The organism is Photobacterium sagamiensis (genome assembly GCF_050337085.1).
Taxonomy (GTDB): Bacteria; Pseudomonadota; Gammaproteobacteria; order Enterobacterales; family Vibrionaceae; genus Photobacterium; species Photobacterium sagamiensis.
On the sequence record NZ_JAKJSP010000026.1, the window covers coordinates 33,984 to 55,548 of the forward strand.

General features: G+C 46.2%; 16 protein-coding genes. 12 read left to right on the forward strand and 4 right to left on the reverse strand.

From position 1 onward, the window contains the following. The first annotated feature begins 288 nt into the window (after positions 1 to 288). The 9 genes from L4D76_RS13485 to purF all read left to right on the forward strand — a co-directional run bounded on the left by L4D76_RS13485 (position 289) and on the right by purF (position 13,663). The gene (locus tag L4D76_RS13485; RefSeq protein WP_428441414.1) at positions 289 to 1,464 is read left to right on the forward strand and encodes a 4-phosphoerythronate dehydrogenase; all 1,176 of its coding nucleotides are present in this window, start codon (positions 289 to 291) and stop codon (positions 1,462 to 1,464) included. Beyond that, positions 1,461 to 2,474: an aspartate-semialdehyde dehydrogenase gene (locus tag L4D76_RS13490; protein ID WP_428441415.1), complete on the forward strand. Its 1,014-nt coding sequence runs from the start codon at positions 1,461 to 1,463 to the stop codon at positions 2,472 to 2,474. Before L4D76_RS13485 ends, L4D76_RS13490 begins: the two co-directional genes overlap by 4 nt. Positions 2,475 to 3,057: 583 nt before the next feature. After that, positions 3,058 to 7,239: a FimV/HubP family polar landmark protein gene (locus tag L4D76_RS13495; protein WP_428441416.1), complete on the forward strand. Its 4,182-nt coding sequence runs from the start codon at positions 3,058 to 3,060 to the stop codon at positions 7,237 to 7,239. A 388-nt stretch (positions 7,240 to 7,627) separates the two neighbouring features. After that, positions 7,628 to 8,413 (forward strand): tRNA pseudouridine(38-40) synthase TruA, encoded by a 786-nt coding sequence (gene truA / locus L4D76_RS13500; RefSeq protein ID WP_428441417.1) that lies wholly within the window; start codon positions 7,628 to 7,630, stop codon positions 8,411 to 8,413. Between the two features lie 141 nt (positions 8,414 to 8,554). Beyond that, entirely contained in the window at positions 8,555 to 9,484 is a 930-nt protein-coding gene (gene accD / locus L4D76_RS13505; RefSeq protein WP_428441418.1) for an acetyl-CoA carboxylase, carboxyltransferase subunit beta, read from the forward strand. Between the two features lie 164 nt (positions 9,485 to 9,648). Next, a complete protein-coding gene (folC, locus tag L4D76_RS13510) occupies positions 9,649 to 10,920 on the forward strand; it encodes a bifunctional tetrahydrofolate synthase/dihydrofolate synthase (RefSeq protein ID WP_428441475.1) in 1,272 nt (423 codons plus the stop codon). A gap of 2 nt (positions 10,921 to 10,922) precedes the next feature. Continuing rightward, a complete protein-coding gene (locus L4D76_RS13515) occupies positions 10,923 to 11,507 on the forward strand; it encodes an SPOR domain-containing protein (RefSeq protein ID WP_428441419.1) in 585 nt (194 codons plus the stop codon). 63 nt (positions 11,508 to 11,570) lie between these two features. Next, the gene (locus L4D76_RS13520) at positions 11,571 to 12,062 is read left to right on the forward strand and encodes a CvpA family protein (RefSeq protein WP_428441476.1); all 492 of its coding nucleotides are present in this window, start codon (positions 11,571 to 11,573) and stop codon (positions 12,060 to 12,062) included. Between the two features lie 86 nt (positions 12,063 to 12,148). Further along, positions 12,149 to 13,663, forward strand: coding sequence for an amidophosphoribosyltransferase (gene purF / locus L4D76_RS13525; protein WP_428441420.1), 1,515 nt, complete (start codon positions 12,149 to 12,151; stop codon positions 13,661 to 13,663). A 59-nt stretch (positions 13,664 to 13,722) separates the two neighbouring features. Here the strand turns inward: purF and L4D76_RS13530 are convergent, their stop codons facing one another. After that, positions 13,723 to 14,322, reverse strand: coding sequence for a Yip1 family protein (locus L4D76_RS13530; protein ID WP_428441421.1), 600 nt, complete (start codon positions 14,320 to 14,322; stop codon positions 13,723 to 13,725). A 341-nt stretch (positions 14,323 to 14,663) separates the two neighbouring features. Next, positions 14,664 to 15,542 carry a LysR family transcriptional regulator gene (locus L4D76_RS13535; RefSeq protein ID WP_428441422.1) on the reverse strand — a complete coding sequence of 293 codons (879 nt, stop codon included), beginning with the start codon at positions 15,540 to 15,542 and terminating at the stop codon, positions 14,664 to 14,666. A 383-nt stretch (positions 15,543 to 15,925) separates the two neighbouring features. Between L4D76_RS13535 and L4D76_RS13540 the strand changes: the two genes are divergently transcribed. Then, positions 15,926 to 16,978 (forward strand): response regulator, encoded by a 1,053-nt coding sequence (locus L4D76_RS13540; protein ID WP_428441423.1) that lies wholly within the window; start codon positions 15,926 to 15,928, stop codon positions 16,976 to 16,978. A gap of 123 nt (positions 16,979 to 17,101) precedes the next feature. Here L4D76_RS13540 and L4D76_RS13545 read toward each other — a convergent pair whose 3' ends face one another. Beyond that, complete coding sequence (locus L4D76_RS13545) at positions 17,102 to 18,493, reverse strand: peptide MFS transporter (RefSeq protein WP_428441424.1); 1,392 nt, start codon at positions 18,491 to 18,493, stop codon at positions 17,102 to 17,104. A 423-nt stretch (positions 18,494 to 18,916) separates the two neighbouring features. Here L4D76_RS13545 and rfaH point away from each other — a divergent pair, with 423 nt between their 5' ends. Together rfaH and galU are read left to right on the forward strand one after the other, a co-directional pair. After that, complete coding sequence (gene rfaH, locus L4D76_RS13550) at positions 18,917 to 19,414, forward strand: transcription/translation regulatory transformer protein RfaH (RefSeq protein ID WP_428441425.1); 498 nt, start codon at positions 18,917 to 18,919, stop codon at positions 19,412 to 19,414. 107 nt (positions 19,415 to 19,521) lie between these two features. Beyond that, positions 19,522 to 20,430 (forward strand): UTP--glucose-1-phosphate uridylyltransferase GalU, encoded by a 909-nt coding sequence (gene galU / locus L4D76_RS13555; protein ID WP_428441426.1) that lies wholly within the window; start codon positions 19,522 to 19,524, stop codon positions 20,428 to 20,430. A gap of 175 nt (positions 20,431 to 20,605) precedes the next feature. Here galU and folD read toward each other — a convergent pair whose 3' ends face one another. After that, the gene (gene folD / locus L4D76_RS13560; protein ID WP_428441427.1) at positions 20,606 to 21,463 is read right to left on the reverse strand and encodes a bifunctional methylenetetrahydrofolate dehydrogenase/methenyltetrahydrofolate cyclohydrolase FolD; all 858 of its coding nucleotides are present in this window, start codon (positions 21,461 to 21,463) and stop codon (positions 20,606 to 20,608) included. Between the last annotated feature and the right edge of the window lie 102 nt (positions 21,464 to 21,565).

Genomic DNA, 21,565 nt, shown 5'->3' on the forward strand with positions numbered 1-21,565 from the left:
CTTTTTACCTGGATTTTTTACCCGGCCATGTGCCGGGTTTTTTTGTACTTAAAGAAAGACGCTAGACCCTGTTTCACATAAATTATTAATAGTTTAAGATCCGTCATCCCGGAATAGAGGAACGAGATATCCGGGATCCAGCTCTAACCGTGTGCGCTTTAGATTCCGTAGAAGTTCGTTCCTCACTTTACGGAATGACGACGTTTGGTGACTGAACTCGTCGAAACTTCTGTGATGAAGTACTAGAACCCTAGGCTTCTGAGCCCTCTTCTTTCCCTCGGAGAAAAAATGAAAATCCTTGTCGATGAAAACATGCCCTACGCGCCAGAATTGTTCGGCCAACTTGGGGAAGTGATTGCCAAGCCTGGCCGTACTTTATCGGCTGGTGATTTAGTCGATGTTGACGCCCTGATGATCCGCTCGGTTACTAAAGTAAATGAAGCACTACTGGCAAAAGCCGATAAGTTAAAATTTATTGGTACCGCAACGGCAGGGTACGATCATGTCGATCAGGAGTTACTGGCTGAACGTGGTATTGCTTTCACTGCTGCGGCGGGTTGTAACAAAGTCGGGGTCGCTGAGTATGTATTAAGTTGTTTAATGGTGCTAGGTCAGCAGCAGGGTTTTTCTATTTTCGATAAAACGATCGGCATTATCGGTGCCGGGAATGTCGGAAGCTATTTAGCACAATGTCTTGATGCGTTGGGTATTCGTTATCTGTTAAATGATCCATTGAAAAAGCAGCAAGGGGATAGCCGTACTTTTCATTCCCTTGAAACACTCCAGGCCCAGTGTGATGTGATCACCCTGCATACCCCGATCACCCGGGACGGTGATTTCCCGACTTATCATTTAGTCGATGAAGCCTTTTTGGCAAAACTTGTGCCCAATGCCATTCTTATTAATGCGGCCCGTGGCCCCGTTGTTGATAATCAGGCGCTTAAAATTGCGTTGGAGCAATCACGATCTGGCCAGAATAAAGTACTGACTGCGGTGCTGGACGTGTTTGAGAAAGAGCCGTTAGTTGATTTGGAGTTGTTGCCATTATTGGCATTTGCGACGCCTCATATTGCAGGTTATGGCTTAGAAGGTAAAGCGCGCGGCACCACCATGGTCTATAACTGTTTTTGTGAATCACAGGATCTCACGCAGCAGGTTGCTGCCTCAAGTCTATTGCCGGTGGCCCCCGTTCCCTATGTTCGCTTGAGCAAACAGTGGGATGAAGCGGATCTCTTTATGTTGATCCAGTTGATTTATGACATCCGTAAAGATGATGCTCTATTTAGACGAAAAATGGGCCTAACAGCAGGCGATGATAGCCAAATGGCTGCTGCTTTTGATCAGATGAGGAAAAATTATTGGGATCGACGCGAATATAGTGCGATTACAGTAGCAGGAAAGGCCAATTTTGGGGTAGAGTCGCTGGCTAAATTAGGTTTTACAGTAGTAGAGGAAACTCAATGAGTCAGGAATTTGATATTGCAGTACTCGGCGCATCAGGCGTTGTAGGTGGAACTATGGTAGAGATACTGGAGGAACGCAATTTTCCTGTTCGTAATCTTTATTTACTGGCGACCGAGCGTGGCGCAGGTAAAGTATTGCGCTTCCACGGTAAATCGAAACGCATAACGGATGTTGAAGATTTTGACTGGAGCCAGGTACAGATTGCATTCTTCTCTGCCGGAGCCGAAGCATCTGAACGCTGGGCGCCGATAGCTACAGATGCTGGAGTCGTGGTGATCGATAACACGTCCCGTTTCCGTTATGACCACGATGTTCCTCTGGTTGTGCCTGAAGTGAACCCGCATGCGATTGCGGACTATCGTAACCGTAACATTATCGCTAACCCTAACTGTTCAACGATTCAGATGGTGGTGGCATTGAAGCCGATCCATGAAGCGTACGGTATTGAGCGTATTAACGTGGCGACGTATCAGTCTGTATCCGGCTCAGGCAAAAAAGGTATCGACGAGCTGGCGGGGCAAACGGCGAAGCTGCTTAACGGTCAGCCTGCCGAAAACAAGGCTTACGATAAGCAAATTGCGTTTAACTGCTTGCCGCACATTGATGACTTCATGGATAACGGCTACACCAAAGAAGAAATGAAAATGGTGTGGGAAACACAGAAGATTTTCGGTGACGATAATATCCGGGTTAATCCGACTTGTGTACGGGTTCCCGTATTTTATGGCCATGCTGAAGCTGTGCATGTTGAAACCTGCCAGCCTGTGAATGTCGAAGAGGCGATTAGCCTGCTGGACAATGCTGAAGGTATTGAAGTCTTCCACGGTAACGATTATCCAACTCAGGTGAGTGATGCTACGGGTAAAGACCACGTTATGGTTGCTCGTATTCGTGAAGACATCAGCCACCCATGCGGCCTGAATATGTGGGTTGTTGCCGATAATGTTCGTAAAGGCGCAGCAACTAACAGTGTTCAGATTGCAGAAAAACTGATCGCAGAGTATTTATAAGGTTTAATAGTAGAGAAACTAGGTTCTAGTAACTAGTTTTCTAGATACTAGTACCTTGACTCATTAATTATGATTGATTGAGCATATTAATTCTTTATCGATGAAGCTAAACCGTCGTCATCCTCGAAATCGCTTAATGTTGATCTTTTCATTATCGATTGGATTTACAGTAGCGATTATCGGGGATCCACAGTCCACTGAACCTTCCGTGCATGATGGATCCCTGATAACCGCCAGGTGAGTTTTGAGAAAGCCTGCAAGTTCAGTGTTTGGCGGTTTCTGGGATGACGGACTTCGACTGTTTTAATCAATCATCTTCACTGTGTTTAGGTTCTAGGTACTAGGGTTCGAGCACCGAGTTTTCGTTATTCGGTGCCTGAACCTTGATACTTGTCCCTTATTTGCTATTAACCCCACAGTTTTTCGTGAACAGACTACAGTTTCTGCATGTCAGTTCGATATAGTAAATACGATTGGATAAGCCTTTGCGGTGTTTACAGCCTTGTTGATTTTTATCCAATCGATTTTATCTCATTCCATATCCTGCCAGAGAGGGCCACGGGCAGTGTCTAATCAATCTAATATGATGAAACGTTTAATTTTACCGGTGATTTTCGCGACGGCAGCCTTCCTGGTACCAATGCAGGTTCAAGCTAATACTGTCCGTATTCTTGGTCCGGCTGATGATGATCAGCCTTTTGCTGTTTCTGACCGCTACCGAGACACTAACCAGACCGGGGCTGTATCCAACACGGGTTCAGTTAATCAATATGGACCAACAAGGGATAATGAAACCTTGTGGTCGATTTCGTCCCGTTATCGTCCCAATCAATCGGTCTCTGTTTATCAGGTTATCGGCGCGATCCATCGAGCTAATCCGCGAGCGTTTGAGAATAATAATATTCATGGCTTGATCCCGGGAAGCCGGCTGCGAATGCCGACCATGGCACAAATTCAGCGTGAAGACATCGCGAGCGTTAAGCGCCGTTTAGAGATCGATCAACGTCGTCAGGCCCGCCGGTCTTCCGTGCCCTCAACGCCAACGACTTCGAGAACGGCTTCAGCAAATCAGTCAACCCCTAAACTGGCTAAAGGGAAGCCTCCGGTTGTTGTAACCCCGTTAGCGAAGCCTGAAAAAGCGAACGAAGAAACGGTCACACCAACCAAAAAAGCGATTGCTGCGGGTAAGGCTGCAGCCACTGAACCGGGCGTTATTCCGGCTAAACCATTGAAAGCGGCTCCAACGGAACTGCAAGAGCAATTAGACGCATCTGACATTCAGATGACGAAGCTGCTTGAAAGCAATCACTTGCTACGGGTTCGTTTGGCGGAAATGCGACATGAGGTAACCGCGCTTAAAGATCAGATTGCCGATGATGAAGAATTGCGTGGTGAAATCATTGGTTTCCTTGAGCAGCAGAAAACCCAGCAGCAACAGCCAGCGGTTGAAGAGCAGTCTTGGATTGACAGCGTAATCGCTAACCCATGGATTTTAGCGGCAATAGCACTAATTCCCGGAGCTTTGATTGCCGGTGCTATTGCATTCTTCATGTTTGGCCGTAAGAAAAAAGAGGCTGGTTCGGATGATGTTAAGTCACTAGATGCCCCGGATACCAATGGGCCGGTTATGGTACCACCGCCGACTGACGGTGGCGATGAGATCCCGGATTTGACGCTGAGCGAAGATAACGATATCGACGATTTATTCGCCAGTGATGACAGCTCGTTGTTTGATGATCCGGAAGAGAGTTTATTTGCCTCGGATTCAGGGATGGAGATAGGGCATGCAGCAGATGATGCCCACAGTCTGGATCTTTCATCTGGTGACAACGATGACTTTGATATCCATAGCGATCTTTCATCGAGCAGTATTTCTGTTAAAGGTAATGAGGAAGCGATTGGCCTGCAAGATATGGAGCGGGCGTTAGATTTGATGGAGCAATCATCGGATCAAAACTCAGATGAAGCTTTGGCTGCCATGTGGGAGCAGTCGTTGCAAGAACAAGATAAAAATGAGCAGAATTTTGATCTGTCTTCCGATGAAGCGAACAGTGCTTTTGATGATGAGCTCATGACCAATGACGGTATTGATGAGGGGCTGCTTGATCAGTCGATTCTTGATGATCTGTTGTCAGAAGTTGAAAATGAAGTCGCTGGACAAGATGAACTTGATACTTTGTTCGACTCGTTTAGCACAGAGTCGCCGGAGTTGATGGGGGCTGACACTTTAGTCGAAGCACCTGACAGTAGCGCTCTTGATGCCAGTGTTCTTGAAGACAGTGCTCTTGAAGATACGAGAGCTGCTGACGATATCGCCGAACAGGCTGCGGTAGATCGAGCTCTTGCAGAAGCGGCTGAACTGGCAAATCCAACCGTTGTCGATGAAGCAGTATTTTTCGCTGAGCACACAGAGGCTGAATCTTCAGATCAAGAAGCCGTTTTTAAAGAAGGCAGTGTCGAATTACTCGATGAAATCATCGACGATGATGATGAGCTATCGAGTGACATTGATGTCAAAGAAAATAGTACTGCTCTGCTTGATGAGTTGCTCGAAGGTGAAGACGATACCATTCTAAATCCTGCTATATCGATTGATGAGAACAGCACGGCATTACTCGATGAGCTGTTTGATGAGGCGGGCGATGACTTTGAAAATGAACCGTCAGAGCTAAATGTTGCGACAGAACTAGATGATGAGCTCAACAGTCTGGCTGATAATAGCTTAGACATGGATGATCTGGTTATTGATGAAAACAGTACTGATTTGCTCGACGATATTCTTGAAGAAAGCCAGATTTCTGATGTAGTGAGACCTGCAGTATCAGATGGTGCCGAGATCAGCCTGGAAACTTCGGATTTATCGGGTTCAGAGCCTAGTGATGTCGCTCCTGGTATTGCGGAACAGATTGATCCTGAATTTGATCCTGTTGAAAGTAACAGTTCAGTTAATGGGATTGAAACTGCAGTTAATGAGGGTGCAGTTAACGAGATAGCAAGCGGTGCCGATGAAATAGATGCTGATTTTCCTGAGTCTGGCTTAATGCCAGAAGATCAAGACAGTATCGATTCTCTGGTTGCTGATGTTGAAAGCTTGTTTGATGAGCCTGAGAGCGATGATATTCAGGATTTAGAGCGCAGTGTTGACGAGCTGCTCGAAACCGTTAATAACCCGGTCTTTGACAAGCCCGTTATAGATCCTGTCATAGAACAAGCGGTGACAGAGCCTCTTTCAGCAGAACCGGAATCGGCTCTCGAAGAGACAGTTGCTGAAGATACAGCTCTTGAAGATACGGTTCTCGAAAATACAGCTCTTGAAGATACGGTTCTTGAAAATATAGCTTTCGATGCCATCGATCAGCCAGTTATTGATTTAGACGAGCTTCCGATCTTCGATGAAGAAGCGGCTTTGGCAGAAGTCGAATCAGATGCAAATCAATTCCAGGATGTACCGCCGTTAGGCTCTGAGATTGGGGAGGCTCTGTCTTTAGATGACCTTCCGGAATTTGATGAAGAAGCGGCGTTCAATGATCCTGAGGCTGATGCCGTAGAAGAAGCATTATCTCCGCTTTCTGAAGACGAAGAGCAAGCGGCTTTAGATAATATGGTTAAGCAGCTGCAGCAAGCGGTTGAGGCTGCCGATAAGCCTCAACAAACGAATGAGCTTGTTGAAGATGTACTGCAGGCTCCATCGTTACAACCTGAAGAGTTAAGTGCTCCTGAATTTGAGTTTGCAGCAATCGATCCTGCAACCTTGCCTGAGTTCAGTGAAGATGAAGCGTTGCAAGCTTCCTTTGAAGAGCAACATGAACTGGAACAGTATGAGCTTGAACAAGGGCTGAAAGAGCAGTACTCCGCCCAACCGCTACCCGCTCAACCACAGCCAGTGCCAGTGCCAGTGCCAGTGCCGGCTGACGTGTTCGATGAAACCCTGGTTGAGTCTGCGGGGCTGGACATGGCGGCGTTGCTTACCGAACCTGATTCAATGTTTGAAGCAGAAGCTAAAGTATCAGCAGAGCCTGAGCCTGAACAGAGTCATACGCCTGTATCAGTGCAGCCAAGCCCAGTTGAGCAACCTGATTTAGGCCAACAATTTGACTCAGACGAGCAAGTTGAGGCAGCAGAAGCGCAAGTACCGGAGCCTGACGTTAAAGAGAGTTTACGTCTACCCGATGAGCAAGGTTTAGATGTTGACGAACGTGAGCGTTTATTGTTTGAAGAGCCTATTGATTATAATGACGAGGCTGATGCCAATATTGTTATGTCAGAAGAAGATAGTGCTATTTGGGCTGACTCGATACCGGAACCGGAACTTGAACGTGAAAATTGGTCTGAACAGCCGTATATGCAGGTTGAAGATGTCGATGTGTTTGATCCTGAAGCACTGCTGGCAGAAGCAGAAGAATCGTCTTTACTGCTCGATGAAGGTGCCAGTGAATTACTGGAAGAAGAGGAGACAGTTAGCTCTCCCTACATCAGTATTGATGAGCTGATGAAGGAAGATGAGCTGAATAATCCGTTAGATTTGGATTCCGAACCGTTGAACTTAGAGGTCGGCTTAGACGAGTTTCCGGATGTGCTGGCTGATATCGAATCTTTTGATGTTGATAACCAAGGTGAATTTGCCAGCAAGTTAGATTTAGCCAAGGCGTATTTAGAGATGAATGATGCTGATGGCGCTATTGCTCTGCTGGAAGAAGTCGCAGCCGGTGGTGATGTAAGCAGTCAACGTGAAGCGAAGAGTTTACTGATTCAATACAACAGATAAGCCCATGTATATCCCCTTAGACGGCGTATCAAGCGTCTAGGGGGCTTCTTTTCCTATATTCTATTCATTTATACCCAAACTACTTCAATATGCGTGATTCAGAGCTTCCTCTGGGAATTCAATTTAAGAGAAATGTGTGTAGGAATGGTATCCCCTTTCAAGCACATTTTGCGCTAAAGTGAGTTTCCAGAGGAGCTCCCGCAGGGCGAGTTTCAGAGGCTTTTATACTGCGTTAGCCATACTTCAAATAGAACGGCTATTCGCTCATATGGCTGCCTTGACTAAAAGCCTCTGAATTCTCGCTGAACTCTGCATTTTGAAGTGGTTTGGGTATATAATCCCCTCCCTTTGATATTGGCCATGCGCCGCTCTGAGAACGAATTAAATTATGCGAATAGCTTTAGGTATTGAGTACGACGGTGCAAAGTACTGTGGTTGGCAACGTCAACGTGATGTAGATAGTGTTCAGGAACGTTTGGAAAAGGCGTTGTCACATGTAGCTAATAAACCTATTGCCGTGTTTTGTGCTGGTCGTACAGATACTGGGGTACACGGAACGGGTCAGGTTGTGCATTTTGACGTTGATGTTGAACGTAAAATGGTTGCCTGGACAATTGGTGTCAATGCGCACCTGCCAAAAGATATCGCAGTACGTTGGGCAACAGAAGTGAGTGATGATTTTCACGCCCGTTTTAGTGCTACAGCACGTCGTTATCGCTATATTATTTATAATAATGCATTACGTCCGGCTATATTTGGTATTGGTGTTAGTCATTATCATGGCTACTTAGACGAGAAAAAAATGCATGAAGCGGCGCAATATTTGGTTGGAGAGCATGACTTTTCGTCAGTGCGTGCGACTCAATGTCAATCACGAAGCCCATGGCGTGATATGAAGCATGTAAATGTGAGCCGTCAGGGTGATTTTGTGATCATCGATATCAAAGCCAATGCGTTTGTACACCACATGGTACGCAACATTGCGGGTAGTTTGATTCGGGTCGGTCGCGGCCAGGAAACCCCGGAGTGGATGAAGTGGGCACTTGAGCAAAAAGATCGCCGAGTCGCAGGTGAAACAGCAAAAGCCGCTGGATTGTACTTAGTCGCGGTCGACTACCCTGAAGAATTTGGTTTACCAACAGCACCGCTAGGACCTCTCTTCCTTGCGGATTGAGGTATATTGGGTATAAACCAGAAGGTACAACCAGTTTTTTATCTACAGATAGACAACTTTGTGCTTTAATTCACCTCCGATAGTTAACGAATTTGCATCCTCGGCTTAAATGAGCGGGGGAATATAGACTAAAGGTCATTCATGAGCTGGCTTGAAAAGATCCTAACCAAAAGCAATATTGTCTCTTCTCGAAAAGTGTCGATCCCTGAAGGGGTCTGGACAAAATGTACGTCATGTGAACAAGTGCTTTATCACGCCGATCTGGAACGTAACCTCGAAGTGTGTCCAAAGTGCGACCATCACATGCGTATGAAGGCGCGTCGTCGTCTTGAGACTTTCCTTGATACAGAAAGCCCGGTAGAAGAACTGGCTGCTGAAATGGAGCCGAAAGATAAACTGAAGTTCCGTGATTCAAAGAAATATAAAGACCGTATTTCAGCTGCCCAAAAAAACAGTGGCGAAAAAGACGCATTAATCGTGATGAAGGGCACTCTGCTGGAGCAACCAATTGTTGCCTGTGCGTTTGAGTTCTCTTTTATGGGCGGTTCAATGGGTTCTGTTGTTGGCGCCAAATTTGTTCGTGCCGTTGACGAAGCCATGGCAAGCAATTGTGCTCTGGTTTGCTTCTCTGCCAGTGGCGGTGCTCGCATGCAGGAGGCACTGATGTCTCTGATGCAAATGGCTAAAACCAGCGCAGCATTAGAACGTCTGACGGCTAAAGGGCTGCCATTTATTTCCGTACTGACTGATCCAACGATGGGCGGTGTTTCGGCAAGTCTGGCCATGCTGGGTGATATCAACATTGGTGAGCCAAAAGCACTGATCGGCTTTGCGGGTCAGCGTGTTATTGAGCAAACCGTACGTGAAAAACTCCCGGAGGGTTTCCAGCGTAGTGAATTCCTGCTTGAGCACGGTGCGATTGATATGATTGTTGATCGTCGCGAGATGCGTCAGCGTATCGGTGGTCTGGTGGCTAAAATGACGAACCACACATCACCTTTAGTTGTGCCTGTTGATCAACCTCAGCAAGCGCAGACAGAAACCGAAGCAGAAAACAACGAAGAGGAATAAGCCTTTTTGATGTTGTCACTGAACCGGGTAATGAGTCATAGATACAAGAAATAAATCCCATAGCGAGTGCTAAGTAGAATTTCTTTCTTGTTTGCATGAACTCAGGCTCGGTTCAGTGTTAAATTAGTACCTTCGATGGGTATTAATAAGTGAATACATCACCAATGTCTGGATTGACCGCTCCACAAGCCACAGCCCCCCTTTCCTCCTGGCTGACCTATTTAGAAAAACTTCATACCAGCGCCATTGATCTTGGTTTAGATCGCGCGCTCTCCGTCGCACAACATGCTCAACTAACCAAGCCCGCAGAGCGGGTGATCACCGTCGCGGGAACCAATGGCAAAGGCTCTACCTGTGCCATTCTTGAAGCAATTTTGCTTGATGCCGGATATAAAGTGGGTGTCTATAGTTCTCCTCACCTTGTTCGTTATAACGAGCGTGTTCGCATTAATGGCCAGGAGCTGGCAGATCATGAACATAGCCAGGCTTTCGCTTATATAGATCAATGCCGGGGAGAAACCAGTTTAAGCCTGTTTGAATTTGGCACATTGGCAGCGTTGCACCTGTTTAAGCAGCATCAGGTGGATGTGGCCATTCTGGAGGTCGGGCTCGGCGGGCGACTGGATGCGACGAACATTGTCGAACATGATGTCGCGGTGATCACCAGTCTTGCCGTCGATCATGTCGACTGGTTGGGTGATGATATTGAAGTCATTGGTTACGAGAAGGCCGGTATCTTCCGTTCCGATAAGCCTGCAATTTGTGGCCAGCCTAATCCGCCATCTACCGTACCGGCGCATGCCGACGATATCGGTGCGCACTTATACCAGGTTGGCTATCAGTTCAGTTATGAACACCACGGCGATAGCTGGAGCTGGCATTGTGGCGCGTTTGACTTACAGCAGCTCCCGCTGCCGTCGTTGCCTTTACCTAATGCCGCGACAGCCTTGATGGCATTAGGCACCGCAGAGCTGAATATCAGCGATGAAAATATTGCTGCGGGTTTGGCGAAGGCTTCACTGCCCGGCAGAATGGAGCGGGTGGCTGAAACACCGTTAGTGATTATGGACGTTGCACATAACCCCCATTCTGCCAATTATTTTGCCACTCAGCTGGAGCTGCTGAAAAAGCGTGAGAACAAAGCCCGTATTCACGCGGTTGTCGCTATGCTGCATGATAAAGACATCGCGTCGACGCTTACTGAGATGAAAGAAATTGTTGATGTCTGGTATCCTGCGTCCTTGGAAGGCCCGCGAGCGGCCAAAGCAGAAGAGATCATTGAACATTTACCCCATGCTACGGCCGGGTTTTCAACACCGGAGCAAGCTTTTGACGCAGCGCTAACACAAGCAGAAGAGGACGATGTGGTAATCGTCTTTGGCTCGTTTTACACTGTCGGTCAGATTTCCAGCCATCTTGGATCAACACAGGAGTAAATGTGGCGAGTAAATTCCAAAGCCGTCTTGTCGGAACCATTATTCTGGTCGCAATCGGAGTGATCTTTCTGCCTGATTTATTTGATGGCAAGAAACAACATTACCAGGAGCAGTTTGCCAGCATTCCGTTACAGCCCGAAATGGGGCAGGAAGGGTTTACGACGATTCCTGAACCTGAGTTTGCAGAGGTCGAGCTGCCACAAGAGCCGGTTACTGCTGTTATCGATGAGAATGGATATGAGGTTTCCGGCGATTCAGATATTGCTGTCATTGCCAAAGAAGAGGCACCATTAGCAGTCGCTCCCCAAGCCGTTGAGCCGCCGAAAGCCGGTTATCAAGAGAGTGGCTGGGTTATACAACTGGGTGTTTTCCGGCATTTTGACAATGCACATCAGTTAGTGGCGAAGATCCGTAAGGCTGGTTTTCAGGCTCATGTTTTTCCGAAACAGCCTAAACCGGGCGATTTGGCACGAGTGGTGGTTGGCCCGGATGTCGCGAAAGATAAACTTGCAGGCCAGATTAAAGACTTGGAAAAATTAACGGGGTTAAAAGGTCAATTGCTCAGATTTAGCCCACTAAACCCTTAGGTAAACGTTTGCGTTCTCATTTTTTCTGTTAGAATACGCATCAACAAGACGAAACTATAAATGATGATCTGGATAGATTACGTAATTTTAGGCGTGATTGGCTTCTCTGCATTGGTCAGTTTAATCCGCGGATTTGTTAAAGAAGCTCTGTCACTAGTGATTTGGTTTGCTGCCTTTTTTATCGCAAGTCAGTTTTACCCTCAGCTGGCAGCTTACTTTACCAATATTCACGATGTGACGTTACGAAATGGTAGCGCCATCGCTGTTTTGTTCATTTCAACGCTGATAGTCGGCGCGGTGGTGAACTATGTTATCGGACAATTAGTTCAGAAAACCGGTTTGTCTGGGACAGATCGGGTACTCGGAGTTGTTTTTGGTGGTGTGAGGGGCGTGCTAATCGTCTCAGCGGTATTGTTCTTTATTGATGCCTTTACTGGATTTTCGAGTGCGGACTGGTGGAAACAGTCGCAGTTGATCCCTCAGTTCGGGGTGGTTATCGAATGGTTCTTCTCATACCTGAAAAATACTTCAAGCTTTTTACCCGGCGCGCTCTAGCGTCGGCCTTATAGCAATGATGGTGAGTAACAGAGTGTGCTGTTACTCCATCAATTGGTATTTTATGCGTGACGAGGATTTAGGATATGTGTGGTATCGTCGGAATCGTGGGGTCAACCCCGGTAAACCAGTCTATCTATGACGCACTGACCGTGCTACAGCATCGCGGCCAGGATGCTGCCGGTATTGTTACTCTGGAAAGCAATCGTTTCCGTCTGCGTAAAGCGAATGGGCTTGTTCGTGATGTGTTTGAAGCTAAGCACATGCAACGTCTTCAAGGAGATGTTGGTATTGGCCATGTTCGTTATCCAACTGCAGGCAGTTCAAGTGCTTCTGAAGCTCAACCGTTTTATGTGAATTCTCCTTATGGCATTTCTCTGGCACACAATGGTAACTTAACCAATGCCTCAGAGATCAGGGAGTCATTGTTTAAGCAAGCCCGGCGCCATGTTAATACAACCTCTGATTCTGAAATTCTGTTGAATGTATTAGCTAACCAGCTTGAAGTTTCCCAATCTTACCCGCTTACCCCTTCCGATATTTTTACTGCTGTTCGCGAAGTGCATCGCAATGTTAAAGGCGCTTATGCTGTGGTTGCCATGGTAATTAGCCACGGTTTGATTGCTTTTCGTGATCCGCACGGTATTCGTCCTCTGTGTTTGGGTAAACGTGAAGTTGAAGGCCAAATCGAATATATGGTGGCGTCTGAGTCGGTCGCACTTGATGCCGTCGGTTTTGATTTTGTGCGTGATGTTGCCCCTGGTGAAGCGATTTACATTACGTTTGAGGGGCAACTGTTCACTGAACAATGTGCTGATAATCCTAAACTGAACCCATGTATCTTTGAGTTTGTTTACTTCGCTCGCCCTGATTCCTTCATTGATAAAATCTCTGTGTATGCGGCGCGGGTTTGCATGGGGCAGAAGCTGGGTGAAAAAATCAAACGTGAATGGGACGATCTGGATATTGATGTGGTTATCCCTATTCCGGAAACCTCTTGTGACAGTGCATTAGAAATTGCCCGCACGCTTGATAAGCCATACCGCCAGGGCTTTGTGAAAAACCGTTATGTTGGCCGTACTTTTATTATGCCCGGGCAACAAATGCGTCGTAAGTCTGTTCGTCGTAAGCTCAATGCAATTCGCTCTGAATTTAAAGATAAGAACGTACTGTTAATCGATGATTCGATTGTACGTGGTACAACATCAGAGCAGATCATTGAGATGGCTCGTGAAGCCGGTGCGCGTAAAGTGTACCTGGCCTCTGCAGCCCCTGAAGTTCGCTTCCCGAATGTGTATGGCATCGATATGCCAAGCGCGAATGAGTTAATTGCTCATGGTCGTGAAGTCGATGAAATTTGCAAGATGATTGGTGCAGATGGCTTGATCTTCCAGGATCTGGAAGACTTGGTTTCAGCGGTTGCTGAAGGTAACCCAGATATCCAGCTGTTTGAAACCTCAGTGTTTAACGGCAGTTATGTGACGGGTGATATCAACCAGGAATACCTGGATTTTCTCGACTCGCTACGTAATGAAGACTCTAAGACCAAACGTGAAATCCAGCAAGATCTTGCCAATCTGGAAATTCATAACGAAGGGTAAAAGGAAGAGCCACAATAACAAAGAGCGAGGCAGTCCTCGCTCTTTTTGATCTGTTTCAATTAACTCATAAACTCTGGCCCTAATCCGAGATTCCACAGAATAACGGATCCCGCCAAAATCGATACCAGCAGTACCAAGCCGCAGGTGACTATTGAGCTGGCATAGATAAAGCCGCGTTCTTCCGGAATGTGCATCAGGATCGGAACCCCGGTATACAGGAGGTAGACGGAGTAGGCGATCCCGATTAATCCGGCAATCATCAGGAACCAGAGATGTGGGTAGATGGCGGCAATACTGATCATAAAGAGTGGTGTTGCGGTATAAGCGGCCAGTTCAAGGGCTTGTGTGTAGGTCGGGGTTGAGCCAAAGGTATGGCTCATCCAGTAGGAAACATAAGCCAGTGCAAAGACGCCACCAATCAGCGCAAAATACATGGCAATTGACATACCGATGGCACTGGATTGAGTGAGGTAAATAGGGTCTCCCGCTCCAATTTCCCAGCCAATAAATACACTGGAAATAAATGCGAAAATAGGTGGCAACAGAGCAATTAACAGGATGTGACTGAGACTACTGTTTACTCCTTCATGTTCCTTATCAATGGTGCGCCACTCTTGTTTAGGGTGAGTGTATATTCCAAATAAATGTCCCAGAATCATAACGTTTCCTCGTCTAGAAATGCCAAGTGGCTGCACGTAACTGATGTTAGATTTCAAAATTTTAAAATCGTGAAAGTACGTTTACATACTAATAACATTTAGTCGGGGTTCGGGACGTTGGCAAGAAATTGCTTCTGCTATAGCGCAGAGTGATATGAGAGTGATAAGAAGGTAAAGGGGATAAAGGAAATGAGCCAGCTTGCTCATGCCTGCGGGATAAAGCAGGCCAAATATCCATTCCCGAAACATTGCTTCTGCAATGCAGGGAATGGGGCATAAAGCATTCGGTTTAATAAAATGCGCTAAGTTCAGTTCAGAGCTTTTAGTTTAATTCAAAGCTCTTAGTTTAATTCAAAATATTGGCTGGCAAACTCAATGAGTAACCGCAACTTTTCTGGCTGGTAGTCTCTGTGGTTATACAGCAGGTAGACTTCACGCGGGTTGGCTGACCAGTTTTCAAGAATACGGATTAACTCACCAGAAGTGATGTATTTTTCCAGCATAACATCAGGCATCAGGGTGATCCCCAATCCGGCAGTGCATGCCTTTCTTACTACATTTAACTGATTGGCTTCGAAGCGGCCTCGTTCATTGATCGTAACGGTTTCTCCGTTACTGTCAGTTAAGCGCCAGCGAAGTAGCGGGTTGCCTTTTAATAATGTGTGATTGTGCAGCTCCTGAGCGTGTTTTGGCTCTGGGTGGTTTTTTAAGTAATCAGGGCTGGCGACAAGAATATCTTTAACCGCACTGATACGGCGGGCGATGAGGGTCGAATCGCGCTGAGGGCCGACTCGGAACATGACATCCCAATCGGTTGGATCGAGTTGCTCTGGCTCGCTGCTCATGTGTAGTGCGATATCGATAGCTGGATGTTGCAGCATAAATGCATTCAGCATAGGTTGAAGCATGACTTTAGTCAGGTTAGAAGGGGCGGCAATTTTTAGTTTACCGGCAGCTCCCTTACATTCTTCACTGATATGCACCGTCGTATCAACTAATTGCTGGAGTAGAGGCGCGCAATCATCGTAAAATTTTTGTCCGGCTTCCGTAAGCGATAATTTACGGGCATGACGATTTAACAGGCGAATATTCAGGCATTCTTCCAAAGCTTGAATTCGGCGAGTCAGCGTTGCTACTGGCACTTGGGTTTTGCGAGAGGCTCCGGTATAGCTGCCATTTTTAACAACCATTCGGAACAAATTTAGATCGTCAAGTTTCATAAAAAGTCATTACTGAAAACTCATAATGGGGAATTGTATAATAAAGCGTGTCAGAGTATGTCTTTAACGTAAATATTATTGCTATAAATCAATATTTCAACATGAATAATACTGTCGCTACAAATCAACAATCCTCTTTTTAAGCATTCGTTATCATATCCATTTAGGCTATAAAAAATGTAATTATTTGAAGTGGATAGCATTAATCACTTAATATCTTTCGCTAGTAGATTGTCAGCCCTGACGAATGACGATTTTACACCTATGCTTTTGATAGGTTGATTAACTATTAGGTTTTCATGCGCAGTTATCGAGAAAATAACATCAACTCCCCCGAAAAAAATCAGGGTGTCGCAAACCATAACTCATGGAGAACACAATCGTTGCTAGAGGGTAAAGATATTCTCGTGGTAGAGGACGATCCTGTTTTTCGTCAGATGATATGTGGCTTTTTGCAAAGCCAGGGATGTGTTGTGCGAGAAGCTGATGATGGCCTGAAAGGATTGCAAGCCTTGAGAAAGGCTATTCCTGATGTATTACTGTGTGATTTGGCTATGCCGGTGCTATCGGGGATGGAGTTTGTCGAAGAGATATCCGCTCAGTACCCGATGGTTCCTGTTATCGTGATTTCAGGTACCGGTGATATGGCTGACGTAGCCACAGCATTGCGTCATGGGGTTAAGGATTTTCTTATCAAGCCTCTTGATAACATTATGGTGCTGCAGTCTGCGATTTTATCCGTATTAAAGTCACTGGATTCTTCCACAGAAGGACGTGACTTTTCCAGCCAGTGGTTTGGTGTCGGTGAAGACAACAGCGTTGTTGATGAAGAGCTGGAATGGCATATTCAGGAATTGCAGTCTAACCCTAAAGCTGCACGGGAATTGCTGGTGGGCTTAATGCCGGATACAGAATCAAAGCTGGGTGACTGGCAACTGAATTACTGCGTCTTGCAATCTGCCGATGTTCAGCCTGTTCTGCTTGATTATACTTGGTTGATGGATGGTCGACTGGCATTTTATCTGGTTGATTCTGCCGCTGGTGGGGACAATGGTACGGCAACGACTTTGCTGCTTCGTGCCTTTTTTAATGATTATCTGCGTACCCGTATGGCAGAAGAAAATGACCTTTTGCATTTAATCAGCTTAATTGAAAAGGGGATGCAACATTCGGGTTATGCGTCACCCATCAAAGGCCTGTTTGGTATTTTTGATGCGTGTGACAGAAGCCTGAATATCGTTTCTGCGGGGCTGGGGGCTGTTTTACAAACCAGTGAGGGGATGCATTCTGTGATGGCGCAATCGTGGCTGGGAGAGCGCGCCCAGAGCAATGACATTATTCAATGGCAGTTATCAGAGTCGGGTGGACGTTTGTCATTAAGTGAAATTGGTTCGGCCAGTTTTAGTGTGACGTTAAAGAGACTTGAGTCGGAGTGATGAGATGCGAGAGCTTGATATAAAAAGAGCCTGTGGACGTAAAAAAGAGCCTGTAGATAAAAAAAAGTAGCCAGCAGCGAATGATCTCGCTGCTGGCTACTCTATCTTTGAATCTTCGTTTGATTAAGCTTCTACTGCGTTACCTTCGACTACTTCGTCTTCAATAACCTGACCTTCTGCACCATGCATCCAGCGAATTAATTGGTTTGAGCAAAGTAGCAGTAGCACACCTGCAACCGTTGCTGCGATAGCAATACCGCTGAAGATTGCCATCGGGCCAGCTTCACCTACGTTTGCACCAATAATACCGGCTACGTAGTTAGCAACGGCATTGAAGCCGAACCATGCACCCATCATCAGTGAAGCTAAGCGAAGCGGTGCCAGTTTGGTGACCATCGACAGACCGATAGGAGACAGACACAGCTCGCCCAAGGTGTGGAAGAAGTACGCACCAACCAGCCACATCATTGAGGTTTTCACGGTGATATCACCACCTTGCTGCATCACCGCACCGATCATGCACAGGAAGCCGATGGCAAGGAAGAACAGACCCATGGCAAATTTAGCCGGAGAGCTTGGCTCTTTAGGACCCATTTTTACCCACAATGCAGCAATCACAGGAGCAAGCGTGATGACAAAGAACGGGTTAAGCGACTGGAACCAGGCTGCAGGTACTTCAAAACTACCAATCATACGATCAGTGTATTCCTGAGAGAAGATGTTCATCAGGCCGCCGGCTTGCTCGAAGCCTGCCCAGAAGATAACCACGAACAGGCCCATGATCATAATAACTTTCAGGCGATCGCGCTCTTGTGCGGTCAGTGGCTCTTTTTTACCGGATTTATTCATTGCCGCAGCACGTTTTGCTGCTGGCTCTTTACCGATATTGCCCAGTAGACGCTCGGCAAACATAAATTGCATAACCAGGCTGATCAGCATACCGATACCGGCAGTCAGGAAGCCTGCTTTCCAGCCGTATGCGATGGCAGCAGAGCCTGCAATGATCCCCGCCATTAGGGCACCGAGGTTGATACCCATATAGAAAATGGTAAAGGCACCGTCGCGACGGTTATCACCATCTTTATAAAGGTCACCGACCATGGTTGAAATATTTGGCTTGAACAGACCATTACCGATGATCAGCAGGCCAAGACCCGCATAAAAAGCGGTGACGGCATGCGGGTCAATAATGCTGTTAGGCAGGGCAAGTGTAAATTGACCTAAGGCCATGAATACACCACCGATGATAATTGAGCGGCGCTGGCCTAAGAAGTTGTCGGCAATCCATCCACCAATTAAAGGGGTAATATAAACAAGGCCGGTGTAGATGCCGTAAAGACCCAGTGCGTCTTGAGTTGACCAGCCGAGGCCGCCATTGATTGTCTTATCGGTAAGATAAAGAACCAGAATTGCACGCATAGCGTAATAGGAGAAACGTTCCCACAGTTCGGTACCGAACAGTAAGAACAAACCTTTTGGGTGGCCCATTAAGGTACCACTACTTTGATTGCTCATGATTATTCTCTGTGTAATATTATTTGTGTGTTTGCAAATGCTGGCCATTTTATAATGCACAAAATATTACTCTGCAAGTTTTTACAGGAGCAGAACAAAACGCTAACATTGTAAGCTGTTGAATTATAAGTGTGTGTGTATATATTAACCAAAAATGAAAAATAACTTTCCATTACGGTATTCGGTCTAATGTGCTTCCTTGTCGAGTGATGGCAGTGTTGTTAGCTGCTGCTGTTGATTAATATGGTGTTTTCTGTTGATATTTTTCGGTTTTAATGGTTTTTACAAATGTAACATGGTGAAAGGGGCGTAAGAGAGGGGGGAATCAAAATTTGAAGGGCAACTAGTTTTATAAGTTGTTCTTTATTTACGAGTACTTATAATTTAATTCAGTTGATGTATTGCTTGTTGGTCGGGAATGTTATGAAAGATTGGTACCTTCTTTATTGTAAACGTAGTGAACAAGAGCGTGCGGTGCTTAATCTTGATCGTCAAGGGGCTGAGTGTTACTACCCGCAAGTTACTGTGCAAAAAATTGTGCGAGGTAAACGGGTGGAAGCGCCGGAACCTCTGTTCCCAAGTTATATTTTTGTCTATTTTGATCCAGAAACCCTGAGCTTTACCACTGTGCGCTCGACCCGAGGTGTCGCTGATTTTATTCGCCAAGGGGCAAAGCCGCAACGTGTGCAACAAGAAATTGTCTATGGTTTGATGATGAATGAGGATAGTGAAGAGCATCAGATGCAGCTTTCCAGTTTCCCGAAACCGGGAGAAACCCTAAAGCTGGAGCAAGGACAGTTTAAAGGTATTGAAGCTATTTATCAGGAAGCGGATGGTGAAAAACGCTCATTCATGCTGATCAACTTGCTGGGTAAGCCCGTTAAAGTGAGCGTCGAAAATAAAGATATCGTGAAAAAATAACCTCTGTTTCTTCGGTCACCCTCGCAGGTTATTCTCTATGGCGTCGATACGTAATTATATATTTGTTATAGTGCGGCAAAAGTTTTTGAAGACTAATGGAAAATAGAATGTCGAATACTTCCCCGGTTCGTAAAGCCGTTATCCCTGTCGCGGGCCTTGGAACCCGTATGCTTCCGGCAACAAAAGCAATTCCAAAGGAAATGTTGCCAATCGTCGATAAGCCATTGATCCAGTATGTGGTTAACGAGTGTGTCGCGGCTGGTATCAAAGAGATTGTACTGGTCACGCATTCATCAAAGAATTCTATCGAGAACCATTTTGATACCTCGTTTGAATTGGAAGCAACATTAGAGAAGCGTGTTAAACGTCAGTTGCTTGATGAAGTGAAGAGTATTTGCCCGAAAGATGTGACAATTATGCATGTGCGACAAGGCCAGGCTAAAGGGCTTGGTCATGCAGTCCTCTCTGCCCGTCCATTAGTGGGAGAGGAGCCTTTCGCGGTTGTGCTTCCTGATGTCATTCTTGATGATGTGGCCAGTGATCTAAGCAAAGAAAACATGGCTGCCATGATTAATGCTTTTAACGCCACGAAGATCAGTCAGGTGTTAGTGGAGCCTGTCCCGATGGCTGATGTTGCTAATTATGGTGTGGCAGACATCAATGGCGCTGAACTCAAGCCGGGTGAAACGACGGCGATGACGAAAGTGGTAGAAAAACCCGCTGTTGAAGAGGCGCCTTCAAATCTTGCCATTGTAGGCCGCTATGTATTGCCTGCTGAGATTTGGGATCTACTGGCGAGAACACCTGTTGGTGCCGGAGATGAAATTCAGCTGACTGATGCGATTGATATGCTGATGGAATCACAGCAAGTGAATGCGTTCCATATGTCAGGTAAAAGCCATGACTGTGGTAGCAAGCTGGGTTATATGCAGGCATTCGTAGAATACGGCATGCGTCATAACAGCCTGGGTGAAGATTTTACAGCGTATCTGAAAGAGATTGTTAAGACGTTGTAAGGTGTAGAAACCATAGAACCAAAAAGGGAAGCTTAAGCTTCCCTTCTTCAATCTAGTACCTACAGAGGTAGTTTATGCCGACTCATACTCATGCAGTTGATTCATCTAGGCTGCTAAAGGCGTTGTTATTACTTTTCAACAACTACCTCTGTAGTATCTCGAAACTCGCTTCTAATCACTCTGAATGATACTGCTCGCAAGCCAGTAAGGTATTTTCAATCAGGGTTGCGACCGTCATCGGGCCAACACCGCCGGGCACTGGCGTGATGTATTTCGCTGTCTCACGAGCGATATCATACTCAACATCCCCAACAAGCTTTCCGTTGTCTAATCGGTTGATACCAACGTCAATAATAGCGGCGCCTTCCTTGATCCAATCGCCAGGAATAAAGTTAGGTTTACCGACCGCAATGATCAGAATATCGGCTTGGCGAACATGGTGCTCAAGATCCTGAGTAAAGCGATGGCAGGTAGTCGTTGTCGCGCCACCTAACAAAAGCTCTAACGTCATTGGGCGACCGACAATATTTGAGGCGCCCACAATAACAGCATGTTTACCACGGACCAGAATGTTATAGCGCTCTAATAGCGTCATTATGCCTTTGGGTGTACATGAGCGTAATTTAGGGATGCGTTGACATAAACGGCCAACATTGTATGGATGAAATCCGTCAACATCTTTTTCCGGGTCAATCTGCTCAAGTATTTTCGTGGTATCGATACCAGCAGGTAGTGGCAACTGAACCAAGATGCCGTCAATATTGTTATCAGCATTCAGTTCATCGATTAACGCCAGAAGCTCCGTTTCATGGGTTGTTGCCGGAAAATCGAAGGATTTTGAAACAAACCCCACTTCCTCACACGCTTTACGTTTACTTCCGACATAAATTTGCGAGGCCGGATCTTGCCCTACCAGTATCACGGCTAGACCTGGTGCACGTAATCCTGCTTCAACTCGCGCCTTTACTCGCGCAGCAACTTCTTGTCGAACCGTCTGGGAAATAAGTTTTCCATCAATAATTTGAGCGGCCATGATTTTCCTTTTGGGTAATTCCGGGCTAATCCGTAAACTAGGGCTTGTTAAAATGTCATTAATTGCTTGAGCATAAACCAATTGTCGAAAAGGCTGTTAGTG